The 10635-nt window shown below is 57.8% G+C and carries 10 protein-coding genes; all 10 read right to left on the reverse strand.

Features of this window, described 5'->3' with window-relative positions; all coding sequences use genetic code 11:
- Positions 1 to 18: 18 nt before the first annotated feature.
- The 10 genes from dapB to rpmH all read right to left on the reverse strand — a co-directional run bounded on the left by dapB (position 19) and on the right by rpmH (position 10528).
- Complete coding sequence (dapB, locus tag GBEM_RS20230) at positions 19 to 822, reverse strand: 4-hydroxy-tetrahydrodipicolinate reductase (protein WP_012532480.1); 804 nt, start codon at positions 820 to 822, stop codon at positions 19 to 21.
- A gap of 157 nt (positions 823 to 979) precedes the next feature.
- On the reverse strand, positions 980 to 1852 hold the full coding sequence (dapA, locus tag GBEM_RS20235; RefSeq protein ID WP_012532481.1) for a 4-hydroxy-tetrahydrodipicolinate synthase: 873 nt from the start codon (positions 1850 to 1852) through the stop codon (positions 980 to 982).
- A gap of 116 nt (positions 1853 to 1968) precedes the next feature.
- Positions 1969 to 3222, reverse strand: coding sequence for a diaminopimelate decarboxylase (gene lysA, locus GBEM_RS20240; protein ID WP_012532482.1), 1254 nt, complete (start codon positions 3220 to 3222; stop codon positions 1969 to 1971).
- Between the two features lie 552 nt (positions 3223 to 3774).
- Complete coding sequence (gene rsmG / locus GBEM_RS20245; RefSeq protein ID WP_012532483.1) at positions 3775 to 4428, reverse strand: 16S rRNA (guanine(527)-N(7))-methyltransferase RsmG; 654 nt, start codon at positions 4426 to 4428, stop codon at positions 3775 to 3777.
- Positions 4425 to 6299, reverse strand: coding sequence for a tRNA uridine-5-carboxymethylaminomethyl(34) synthesis enzyme MnmG (mnmG, locus tag GBEM_RS20250; RefSeq protein WP_012532484.1), 1875 nt, complete (start codon positions 6297 to 6299; stop codon positions 4425 to 4427). The genes rsmG and mnmG overlap by 4 nt, the downstream gene beginning before the upstream one ends.
- A gap of 495 nt (positions 6300 to 6794) precedes the next feature.
- Positions 6795 to 8162, reverse strand: a complete 1368-nt coding sequence (mnmE, locus tag GBEM_RS20255) for a tRNA uridine-5-carboxymethylaminomethyl(34) synthesis GTPase MnmE (RefSeq protein WP_012532485.1) — start codon at positions 8160 to 8162, stop codon at positions 6795 to 6797.
- Positions 8163 to 8181: 19 nt separating this feature from the next.
- Complete coding sequence (gene yidC / locus GBEM_RS20260) at positions 8182 to 9795, reverse strand: membrane protein insertase YidC (protein WP_012532486.1); 1614 nt, start codon at positions 9793 to 9795, stop codon at positions 8182 to 8184.
- 18 nt (positions 9796 to 9813) lie between these two features.
- Positions 9814 to 10026: a membrane protein insertion efficiency factor YidD gene (yidD, locus tag GBEM_RS20995; RefSeq protein ID WP_083770294.1), complete on the reverse strand. Its 213-nt coding sequence runs from the start codon at positions 10024 to 10026 to the stop codon at positions 9814 to 9816.
- Positions 10019 to 10369 carry a ribonuclease P protein component gene (rnpA, locus tag GBEM_RS20265; RefSeq protein WP_012532488.1) on the reverse strand — a complete coding sequence of 117 codons (351 nt, stop codon included), beginning with the start codon at positions 10367 to 10369 and terminating at the stop codon, positions 10019 to 10021. The genes yidD and rnpA overlap by 8 nt, the downstream gene beginning before the upstream one ends.
- A 9-nt stretch (positions 10370 to 10378) precedes the next feature.
- Positions 10379 to 10528 carry a 50S ribosomal protein L34 gene (rpmH, locus tag GBEM_RS20270; RefSeq protein ID WP_012532489.1) on the reverse strand — a complete coding sequence of 50 codons (150 nt, stop codon included), beginning with the start codon at positions 10526 to 10528 and terminating at the stop codon, positions 10379 to 10381.
- Between the last annotated feature and the right edge of the window lie 107 nt (positions 10529 to 10635).

Consider the following 10635-nt stretch of genomic DNA (forward strand, 5'->3'; position numbering starts at 1 on the left):
TCCAAAAAGTTTTCTTATCTATCTCAGTCCCAGCACGTCCTGCATGTCGTAGACGCCCGGCTTGGCAGTGACCACCCATTTGGCGGCACGCACCGAACCCCTGGAGAACATGTCCCGGGTGTGGGCGCGGTGGGTAATCTCGATACGCTCACCCATCCCGATGAAGTAGACGGTGTGCTCGCCGACGATGTCGCCGCCGCGCACGGTCTGCATCCCGATCTCGTCATGGGTGCGCTCGCCGCAGATCCCCTCGCGGTGGTAGTTGGCGACCTTGTTGTAGTCGCGTCCCAGCGCGCTGGCTACCACCTCTCCCATCCTTACCGCGGTCCCGGAGGGGGAATCCTTCTTCAGGCGGTGGTGCGACTCGACGATCTCGACGTCGAAGTCTTCGCCGAGAATCTTGGCGACGTCAGCCAGCACCTTGAAGCAGACGTTGACGCCCACCGACATGTTCGGTGCGATGATCACCGGGATCTCGCGGGCAAGTTCAGCGGCCAGGGCCCGCTCCTCGGGGGTGAAGCCGGTGGAGCCTATCACGATGGATTTGCCGTAGAGCGCGCAGACTTCGAGGTTCTTCAGTGAGACCTTCGGAGCGGTGAAGTCGATCAGGACGTCGCACGCCTGCACCACGGCGTTCAAGTCGTCGCTGATGGCGACGCCGATGGCGCCCAGACCCGCGTTGTAGCCGGCGTCCTGCCCCACCATCGGGTGCCCCGGGCGCTCCAGAGCGCCGCAGATCTCGACCCCTTCTGCTTCCTTGACGGCTGCGATGATCCGCCCGCCCATGCGTCCGGCAGCTCCGCAAACAGCTATTTTTACCATTAGGTTGTCTCCGTAAAAAAAATCTATTTCCCGATCAAATCCCCCTTTTACAAAGGGGGACTTAGGGATTTTCAGCTACTTCACTAAGCTCTAGGGGGACAGAATTCCAGGGGTTCCAGGGGGACAGGCACCTTGCAGAGCCAGTCCCCCTGGGATGCTAGATGAGCTTGTATTCCTTCATGATGGCGGTCAACTTGGCCAGGTTCGCCTCCATCAGCGGGGCCAGCGGCAGGCGGACCTCGGAGCTGCATTTGCCCATGAGGGAAACGGCGGCCTTGACCGGCACCGGGTTGCTCTCGATGAACATCGCGTTGGAGATCTTCAGCAGGTACAGGTGCAGCCTGCGCGCCTCTTCCATGTTGCCGGCGTTGAACGCATCGACCAGCGAAGAGACTTCCTTCGGCATGATGTTGGCGGTAACGGAGATGACGCCTTTACCGCCTGCGGCCATGATGGGGAGGGTGATGAAGTCGTCACCGGAAAGAACGTCGATCTTGTCCCCACAAAGGGCGAGCACCTCGGAAGCCTGCTGGAGCGAGCCGGTTGCCTCCTTGATCGCCACGATATTCTGGTGCACGGACAGCCTCGCCACCGTTTCCGGCAAGAGGTTGACACCGGTGCGGCCCGGTACGTTGTAAAGGATTTGGGGGAGCGCTACGGCATCGGCAACCGCTTTGTAGTGACGGAACAGCCCTTCCTGGGAGGGCTTGTTGTAGTACGGGGTCACTAGGAGCGCGCCGTCCGCGCCCAGCTCCTTGGCGTGCTGGGTGATCTCGATCGCCTCGTGGGTCGAATTGGACCCGGTGCCGGCGATGACCGGAACCCTTTTGTTGACCTGCTCAACCACGACTTGGATGACACGGTCGTGCTCGACATAGCTGAGGGTGGAAGACTCGCCGGTCGTGCCGCAGGGAACGATTGCGTCGGTACCGTTCTCTATCTGGAATTCCACAAGCTCGCGCAGTTTCTCTTCGTCCACCGCTCCGTTTTTGAATGGGGTGACGATGGCTACGATGCTTCCTTGGAACATGTGCTACCTCCTTGTATGACTGCTAACGGTTATTGAAATGGTTAGAGCTCCGCGGCGCCGCGACAGTTTTGCCGCGGCTCCATCGGGGGCTCGAAGCGTCAAGCGAGCGGAGCCTCTTAAAGAAAGGACGGAACGCGCTCGCCCCGGACCAGGTCCTCCAGCTTCTCCCGGTCGCGCACCACTTCGAACTTGCCCCCGTCGACCATGACTTCGGCGGCGCGGGGGCGGCTGTTGTAATTGCTGCTCATGGTGAAGCCGTAGGCGCCGGCCGACATGAATGCAATCAGGTCGCCCTGACGGAAGTTCGGTATCTCGCGCTCTTTCACCAGGAAATCGCCCGATTCGCAGATGGGACCGACGATATCGCCTTCTATCACGCCGTCCTGGTTCCTGAAGACCGGCCTGACGCCGTGGAAGGAGCCGTAGAGAGACGGCCGGGCCAGGTCGTTCATGCCGGCATCCACGATGACGAAGTTTTTTTCCTCGCCTTTTTTAGTGTAGAGGCATTTGCCGACCAAAATGCCGGCATTGCCTACAAGGTTCCTCCCTGGCTCGAAAATTAGGTGCAGCCCGAGATCCTTGGTCTCTTCCTGGATGGAGGAGCCGTAATCCGCAGGCAGCGGTGGTGCTTCGTCATCGTACTGGATTCCGAGGCCGCCACCGAGATCGAGATATTTGATGTCGATCCCCATCCCCCTCACGCCGTCCAGGAGCCTTTTCAGCTTCTTGATGGCGTCGACAAAGGGAGAGACCTTGGTGAGCTGGCTGCCGATGTGGCAGTCGATGCCAAGTATCTCTATGTTGGCGAGTCCCTTGGCGCGCTGGTACTGCTCCAGGGCGCGCTCAATGTTTATGCCGAACTTGGCCTTCTTCAGGCCCGTGGTGATGTACGGATGGGTTTGAGGGTCGACGTCCGGGTTCACGCGGATGGCGATCCCCGCCTTCTTGCCGATACGGCCGGCGATATCGCTGATGCGGTCCAGTTCCTGCTCGGACTCAATGTTGAACATCAGTATTCCGCTCTCCAGCGCGTAGGCGATCTCGTCGTCCCTTTTGCCCACCCCGGAGTAAACCACTTTCTTCGGGTCCACCCCCGCGGCGAGCGCACGGTAAAGTTCTCCGCCGGAGACGATGTCGACCCCGCCCCCCAGGTTGATGAAGGTCTTCAGCACGGCGAGGTTGGAGTTGGCCTTGACGGAGTAGCAGATGGTATGAGGTGCCTGGGCGAAGGCATCGTCCATGGCCTTGTAGTGTCTTTCCAGCGTCGCCTTTGAATAGATATAGACGGGGCTACCGACGGCGGCGACAATATCCTTTATCGCCACGTCTTCTGCGAACAGCTCTTCACCTTTATATTGGAAATGATGCATGTTCTCGTCCCCCTTAGATCTCTTTCAAAATCTACGGCGTAAACAAAAAAAGTCTTTATTTCTAACATACAAAAGATGCAGTTGTCAAAATTATTGCTCCCGGAAAGGGTTAAGAATTCCGGGGTTCACTCAGAGGTTTCCATTAAGAGAGGGGATAAGGCGACGACTGAAACAGTTTTTTACTATGTCCAAAAACAGCCTTGCTAAGTGTGCAATTTCCAATTATCTATCCACTATCGCCAGCAGAGAAGAATTCTTGGTTTCGATACCTTCCACTAGACCCTCAAGCAGTTGCTCCCCGACAGTCACTTCACGTCGTTAATAGATTCTAAATAAAAGAGGACACGGCCTCCATTCTCCGGAAAATTAAACCGGAAGAGTTTGAACCCGCTCTGAGGGCCTCACTCGGTCAAATTGCACAAAAATTAGGCTTTCAAAAAGGGGCCAAAAACCATCGATCTCACATCTCCCCAACCCACGGCTCACCTTTTACTTCCTCGTCCATTTATGGGTGCTTTTTGCTCATTAAAGGCAACATTAACAATTATTAATCTAATTTCGCCCTATTATAACCAGCGATCTGGCGTCGCCGGTGCCGGGAAGGGCAAAATCTATGATTTCGAGCACGCCGGCGCCGAGAGCGTCGAGTTTGTCCTTCGCTCCCTCCACCTCTTCGGCAGCGCTGCGGCCTTTCATGGCGACGATGCGTCCCTCCGGTTTCAGAACCGGCAGCGCCATGGCTACGAAGGAGGGAATGTCGGAGAACGCCCTGGAGACGACCCAGTCGAAGCTGGCGCCATACTCCTGCGCCAGCGTCTCCGCCCGCACATGCAGCGCGGTGAACCCCGTAAGATTCAGAAGCCGCACCGCCTGCTTCTGAAAACTGATCTTCTTAACCACGGCATCCACAGAAACCATCTCCAGGTCCGGCTGCACGATCTTCACCGGGATACAGGGAAAGCCCCCGCCCGAGCCGATGTCGAGCAGGCGTCCCGGACAGCGCACCGCCTTAAGGAGACTCAACGAATCGACCAGATGCTTCAGGGCGATATCCTCGTCGCCGGTGATCGCAGTAAGGTTTATCTTCCGGTTCCACTTCTTGAGCTCCTCGGCAAAGAGGTTCAGGCTCTCCAACTGCGCCGAGTCGAGCTGCACGCCCAGCTCGGCAGCGCCCTTCTTCAGGAGATCTTTAGCGCTCTGTATCATCTGCCGTACCTCGCTTTGAGCGCGATGGATAGGATGGTAATACCCGCCGGCGTAACCCCAGGGATGCGTGACGCCTGTCCCAGCGTGTCCGGCCGGAACCGGACCAGCTTCTCGCGCACCTCGGCAGAGAGGCTCGGAACGGTGCTGTAGTCCATGTCGGCCGGAATGGTGGTGCTCTCCAGTCTCGCCGCGCGCGCTACCTGCTCCAGCTGGCGCTCAATGTATCCCTTGTACTTGATCTGGATCTCCAGCTGTTCGCGCACCGTTTCCGGCAGCTCCATGATCTCCGGGTAAATCCTGGAGAGGTCGCTGCAGGTGAAATCGGGGCGGCGCAGCAGCTGCTCGTAGCTGATGGCATTCTGAATCCCGACCAGATCCCACTCCTGCAGAAGCTCCTCGCCTGCTGCCGACGGCGTCAATCTCTCCCTGGAAAGCCGATCCAGCTCCGAATCGATCAGTTCCTTCTTGGCCAGGAAGGAGTGGTACAGGCTCTCGGGAACCAGCCCGATGTCGTGCCCCTTCTCCCGCAGACGGAGATCCGCGTTGTCCTCGCGCAGCAGCAGCCGGTACTCGGCGCGCGAGGTGAACATGCGATACGGCTCCTTGGTGCCAAGCGTCACCAGGTCGTCTATCATGACCCCTATGTACGCCTCGCTCCTCCCCAGTACGAGCGGTTCCTTCCCCTGCACCCTGAGCGCCGCGTTGATCCCTGCCATAAGACCCTGGGCAGCCGCTTCCTCGTACCCCGAGGTGCCGTTGATCTGCCCCGCGTTGTACAGGTTGCGGACCAGCTTCGTCTCCAGAGAGGCGTGCAGCTGGATCGGGTTGACGTAGTCGTACTCGATCGCGTAGGCCGGGCGCATGATCTCCACCCGCTCCAGTCCTTCGATGCTGCGGTAGAAGGCCCACTGAATGTCGATGGGAAGCGAGGTCGACATCCCGCTCGGATACACCTCTACCGTCTCGCGCCCTTCCGGTTCGATGAAAGTCTGGTGCCGGTCCTTCTCGGGGAAGCGCACCACCTTGTCTTCGATGGAGGGGCAGTACCGGGGGCCGATACCCTCGATAATACCGGCGTAAAGCGGCGAGCGGTCCAGTCCGGAGCGGATGATGTCGTGCGACTTTGGATTCGTGTAAGCGATGTGGCAGGGAACCTGCTGCTGCTCGATCCTCTCGGTGGAGAAAGAAAACGGGATCGGGTTCTCGTCGCCGTGCTGCGCTTCAAGCCTTTCGAAGTCGATGGTCCTGCCGTCCAGGCGTGCGGGAGTGCCGGTCTTCAACCTTCCCACCTCGAAGCCTACGTCCTTCAGTCCGTCCGAAAGGCCGATGGAGGGAAGGTCCCCTGCCCTGCCGCCCGGGTAATGGACAAGACCGATATGGATAAGCCCGCGCATGAAGGTACCGGTGGTGAGAACAACGGTCCTGCTTAGGTACCTCACCCCGCCCTTGGTGTCCACCCCTGCAACGGACCCGTCTTCCAGGTACAAGTCCGTGACCTCAACCTGCTTCAGATCCAGGTTATCCTGCTGCTCCATGACATGCTTCATGCGCAGGCGGTACAACTGCTTGTCGGCCTGTGCGCGGGAGGCGCGCACCGCTGGGCCCTTCTTGGTGTTGAGCACGCGGAACTGAATTCCGGTAGCGTCGATGTTCCGTCCCATCTCCCCGCCCAGTGCATCGATCTCCTTAACCAGGTGCCCCTTCGCCAGGCCGCCGATGGCCGGGTTGCAGGACATAAGCGCGATGGCGTCCAGGTTGATGGTGAGCATAAGGGTGGAACGCCCCATGCGGGCAGCGGCCAGAGCGGCCTCGCACCCGGCATGACCGGCACCGACCACGATCACGTCATATGTCTTATCGTAAACTATCAAAACCTTACTCCATTGATGCCTGAGACTTATTTACCGCAGAGGACGCTGAGGTCGCAGAGGGATTGAACCTGTATTGTTCCACGTGGAACATTAGGCCTAACGGCGCAACCAGCGTGCGCTCACAGCGTGAAAACAACGACTATGAATATCCTGGCAGCGTCACCCACCCCCCTACCCCCTCCCGTCAAGGGAGGGGGCGTGCTACAAGCAGGTGGTCAAAAAAACACCAAGTAGAGCGTAGTGGGAGACAGCACGTACAGGACAACTCCCTCACAGAACGCAACCTATACTAAAAGGGTTCCCCCTCCCCTGGCGGGAGGGGGTTAGGGGATGGGGGAAGTAGCCACAGCTTCCCACGTTGCAGACTTCACTGTACCGTATCCTTCATATCGTGCTCTGGAGCCAGCAAACTATTAGCATAGGTTCAAAAGCTATGTTCCACGTGAAACAAACTAGAAATACTGAACCATCCCGTGATGTTACACACTAATATATCTACTTCCCAATACAGAAGCTGGAGAAAATCCGGTCCAGTACGTCGTCCGCCGTAGTCTCGCCGGTAACCTCCCCTACCGCGTCCAGCGCATCGCGCAGATCGACGGGCAGAAGCTCCATATTCACCCCCGACTCCAGGTTCGCTACGAACGATTGCAGCGACTCCCTCGCCTTCAAGAGCGCATCGCGATGCCGCGCCTTGGAGAGGGCTACAAACTCCCGGCCGTCTATGGCGTGCCCGTGCATGAAGGCGTTAGTGATGGCGTCACGCAGTTGAGGGACACCGTCTCCAGTGTGGGTGGAGATAGCGACCACCGGAGCGGAGCAGCCAGATGGAAGGTCTACCGCCAGCGGCAGGTCGGACTTGTTGCGCACCACGATGCAGCTCTTCGATCCGATTGCCTCCAGGATGGCGGCGTCTTCATCCCCGAAAGCGGACGACCCGTCGATGACAAAAAGAACAAGGTCCGCCTTGGGAATACGGTCCAGAGAAAGGCGCACGCCTTCCTGCTCTACTTGGTCTTCCGACTCGCGGATCCCGGCAGTGTCCAGGAGCTTCACCGGTAGGCCGTTTATGTTTACGACCTCCTCGATGAGGTCCCTGGTGGTGCCGGGAACGGAGGTGACTATGGCGCGTTTTTCCTTCAAGAGCGTGTTGAGCAGGCTCGACTTTCCTACGTTCGGCTTGCCGGCGATGACGACGGATACGCCGTCGCGAAGCACCCTCCCCTCGTCGAAGCCGGCTATCAGGGCGTCGAGTTCAGCCAAAGCGGGGGCCACTTTACCCAAGACGTCGGTCTCTACTGCGACATTCACGTCATCCTCGGGGAAGTCGATCAACGCCTCGACATAGGCCAGCGCGTAAACTATCCCCTCTTTCACCGTTGAGATGCGCTGCGACAAGAGCCCTTCCCGCTGATGCTGGGCCAGTGCCAATGACGCATCGGTACGGCTGGATATGACGTCCATCACGGCTTCTGCCTGCACCAGGTCGATGCGCCCGTTGAGGAAGGCGCGCTTGGTGAACTCGCCTGGCTCAGCCGGGCGCGACCCTTGGGAGATCACCAGCGCAAGGATGCGGGAGACAACGAGGGTGCCGCCGTGGCACTGTATCTCGACCACGTCCTCGCGGGTGTAGGAGTTGGGCGCCTTCATATATACAGCCATGGCCTCGTCCACCAGGTCGCCGGTTCCGGGCTGTACCACTTCACCATAAGAAAAACGGTGGCTTTTTAGGCCACCGTTCGATTTGGCGTTGAAGATGCTCCGGGCGATCTGCAGAGCTGCGGGGCCGCTTATCCTGACGATCCCGATGCCGCCTTCCCCTACCGGAGTGCTGATCGCTGCAATTGTGTCGCGGACATACATTTGCTGTACCTGATGCCGGTTAGTCTGCTACGGCTTTGTTGATATACATCTGCTGAGCGATGGTCAGCACGTTGTTCACCAGCCAGTAGATGACGAGGCCGGACGGGAAGTTCAGGAACATGAAGGTGAAGACGATGGGAAGCATGAGCATCATCTTGGCCTGCACCGGATCCATGTTGGTCGGGGTCATCTTCTGCTGGATGAACATGGTGACGCCCATGATGATCGGGGTCACGTAGTACGGATCCTTGGCGGAGAGGTCAGTGATCCAGAGATAGAAAGGAGCGTGGCGCAGCTCGATGGAGTACATCAGCGCGCGGTAGAGTCCGAAGAACACCGGGATCTGCACTACCATCGGCAGGCAGCCGCCGAGCGGGTTGACCTTGTGGGTCTTGTACAGTTCCATCACGGCGCGGTTCATGGCGTCGCGGTCGTTCTTGAACTTCTCCTTCAGCTCAGTCATCTTGGGCTGCAGCTTCTGCATGTCCTTCATCGACTTGTAGCTCTTGTGGGTGAGCGGGAAGAAGACAAGTTTCAGGATGAAGGTGATGATGATAATGGCGATGCCGTAGTTGCCGGTGTACTTGTAAAGGAATTTGAGCGAATGAACCAGCGGCTTCGCAATGGGACCGAACCAGCCGTAGTCTATTACTTCATCCAGACGGTTACCCTGCAGCTTCAGGATGTCGAGATCCTTCGGGCCATAGTAGACGGCGTAATTGACAGCGGAACGCTGACCAGGTGCCACGGTGACAGTGGGCGAAACGATGTCGCGCTGAATGGCGTCATTGGCCGGGCGCGTGATGCGAACCTGGCTGATGCTCCCCTTGTCCGCGATGATGCCGTCCATGAAGTACTTATCGGCAAACGCGGACCAGGCGATGTCCTTCCCGTACTGAACCGGGTTCTTGAGCAGGTTGTCCAGCTTGTCGACCTTCACCTTCCCTTCGCTGAGGGTCGAGGGTGCATGAACTTCGTACCTCCCCTCCTTCTTCGCTTCAACGACGCGAGAAGTCTGCAGCAGGTGCACGGCCCCGGTCAGCGCCACATTCCCTGCGTTTTGTACTTCCTCGGTAAGGCCGATACGGTAGGCGTCGCCGGAGAAGGTATAGACCTTCCTGAAGGTGATCCCCTGCGAAGTGGTGGTGGTGAATTCGAGGGATCCCTTGCCGCCGTTCGTGACCTTGACCTCACCGGTGCTTGCGCTGTAAAGGGCGTCAGGGGAGAGGCCGAATTCCCGGGAGTCGCTGAGAAGCGCATAGCGGTTGGCTGCGGTCTCGTTGACCAGAACGATGTCCTTTCCCTGGGGGCCGACAGTCTCCTTGTACTTCTTGAGGACGAACTTTTTGAGACCGCCCCCCTGGGTGGAGAACACGGCGGTGTAGAGATCGGTGTCGACGGTAACATCCTTGGCAACAGCTGGCGCCTGCCCCGCCTGGGGTGCGGGCGCAGCGAGGGGCGCGGTGCCTGCGGTCGGTGCAACTGCCGCCGGTAAAGCAGGAGCGGAGGCGGAGCTCATGGCTGCCTGTTTGGCGCCTGGCGCAGTTAGCGGTTTGGGCGTCGGGAAAATGAAAGAGTAAGCGTAGAGGACCCCGATGGAGAGGAGTACCGCTATGATGAGACGTTTTTCCATGAAATTCTCCTGAAGAGACTATTTAACCGGATCGTACCCCCCCGGATGAAACGGGTGGCACTTCAGTACACGAGCGGCCGTCAACCACAACCCCTTTACGGGACCGTACTTTTCCAATGCTTGTAAGGAGTAATGCGAACAGGTAGGGTAAAAACGGCAGGAAGGGGCCTTGAGTGGAGAGATGAACCTCTGGTAGAAAACTACAAGGCCTATGAATATCTCTTTAAGCATACTTTTTTCGCAGCCGCCCGAAGGCGGCTGCGAGCTCTGTTGAAATCTGGTGAAAGTCAAGCACGTCGGCCCCTTTCTTGGCAACGATGTTGATGTCAGCCGAAATAAAAAGAGACTTGTTCTGCCTGTAAAACTCCCGTAGCCTTCTTTTGATACTGTTTCGGACTACGGCGTTCCCTACCTTCTTGCTCACGGTAAACCCAACCCTAGTGCCCGTGCCTTCATTTGGTTTCAACAACACAAGGAAGTACTGCGTATGCAGCTTCGATGCGCCTTCGTTGAACTGCAGGAACTCGGGACGCCTTAGAAGGCGTTCGGCCTTGGGAAAATTAGAGCTGGTCAAACAGGAAAACTATTTGGTGGCGATGCTTACGGAAAGACGCTTGCGCCCTTTGGCCCTTCTCCTCTTGATGACGAGACGGCCGTTCTTGGTGGCCATACGTACCAAGAAACCGTGGGTTCTTTTCCTGGAGGTGTTGCTGGGCTGGAAGGTTCTTTTCATCTTTATCTACTCCTTAAACGTTATGGTAATCAGTACTTTTAAAGGCAAGTGTCGAACTTAAACATAATCGACAATCTATGTCAAGGTGTTTTTACAAGGCCAAGTTT

The organism is Citrifermentans bemidjiense Bem, assembly GCF_000020725.1.
GTDB classification, from domain to species: domain Bacteria; phylum Desulfobacterota; class Desulfuromonadia; order Geobacterales; family Geobacteraceae; genus Geomonas; species Geomonas bemidjiensis.

What these genes read in the sequence shown, in the direction of transcription:
- rpmH (WP_012532489.1), bottom strand. Translation starts at nt 10,528, where the DNA reads ATGAAAAGAACCTTCCAGCCCAGCAACACCTCCAGGAAAAGAACCCAC.
- dapA (WP_012532481.1), bottom strand. Translation starts at nt 1,852, where the DNA reads ATGTTCCAAGGAAGCATCGTAGCCATCGTCACCCCATTCAAAAACGGA.
- rsmG (WP_012532483.1), bottom strand. Translation starts at nt 4,428, where the DNA reads ATGATACAGAGCGCTAAAGATCTCCTGAAGAAGGGCGCTGCCGAGCTG.
- yidC (WP_012532486.1), bottom strand. Translation starts at nt 9,795, where the DNA reads ATGGAAAAACGTCTCATCATAGCGGTACTCCTCTCCATCGGGGTCCTC.
- lysA (WP_012532482.1), bottom strand. Translation starts at nt 3,222, where the DNA reads ATGCATCATTTCCAATATAAAGGTGAAGAGCTGTTCGCAGAAGACGTG.
- yidD (WP_083770294.1), bottom strand. Translation starts at nt 10,026, where the DNA reads ATGCTTAAAGAGATATTCATAGGCCTTGTAGTTTTCTACCAGAGGTTC.
- dapB (WP_012532480.1), bottom strand. Translation starts at nt 822, where the DNA reads ATGGTAAAAATAGCTGTTTGCGGAGCTGCCGGACGCATGGGCGGGCGG.
- mnmE (WP_012532485.1), bottom strand. Translation starts at nt 8,162, where the DNA reads ATGTATGTCCGCGACACAATTGCAGCGATCAGCACTCCGGTAGGGGAA.